This window comes from Bacteroidota bacterium, assembly GCA_030017895.1.
Lineage (GTDB): Bacteria > Bacteroidota > Ignavibacteria > UBA10030 > BY39 > JASEGV01.
The window spans coordinates 1-740 of sequence record JASEGV010000157.1 but is presented as its reverse complement, the minus strand read 5'-3'; the positions used below and the strand labels follow the sequence as shown (position 1 = coordinate 740).

General features: G+C 42.8%; 1 protein-coding gene. It reads left to right on the top strand.

Annotated elements, in window-relative coordinates:
* Window positions 1–316: 316 nt before the first annotated feature.
* Window positions 317–740: hypothetical protein (locus QME58_14410; protein MDI6805005.1), on the top strand; the 424-nt coding region annotated here is incomplete at its 3' end.

Sequence of the window (740 nt, the reverse complement as noted above, 5' to 3'; positions counted from 1 at the left end):
TCTTAAATATACAAAAAAAAGTATTCAATAAGTCAATTTTTGGAACCGCCCTTTAGTAAATACAATAACTATCAGCATTATTTCTGGTTCTCCTGGCGGTGGCGGTGGCGGCGGCTGTCCGTTCGTTTACACCTATAATGGAAATGAGTTTGTAGAAGATAACAACATCCTCCCACAGAGTGAATATGTCCCTAATGAAGATGGTTTTGTAACCGACCACTATCAACTTTTTACAACTCCCGCTATAACTGAAAATACTTACCGTCTGCGTGTAGGCGAGTTTGAACAAGAGAGGTCGTATTTAGATAAGTTCAGCTTGTTAGTGGTTGACCATGAACCGGAAGCAAGCGTATCGGTGAGTGAAGATGGGGCTATAAGTCAGTATGCCAAGCCCTCAGTAATAGCAAACGCACAATTAGATAAAGACGATGTCTTCAAACTTGTGTATGAATTGGATGGAAACTATGTTCAGGCAGAGCGGGGCACAACGCTCCAGCTAACATTTGATGGATCGCAGTCGAAAGCTGATGAAGGATTTAAATCATTGTCGCCGGCAGTAACATTGGTCGGAATTATCGAGCCTGGCGAAGAGAAGAAAGTAATAGCAGGCAGTGTCCATCAAAATGTAGATGGCAAATTTATCAACACGCATCAGTTCCGCTTGAGGCGCAATCCATCGTTTGTCTGGATACCGGTTGAAAATAGCGGCTCGAAGGATGGAACAGTTCAGGTGGATATTA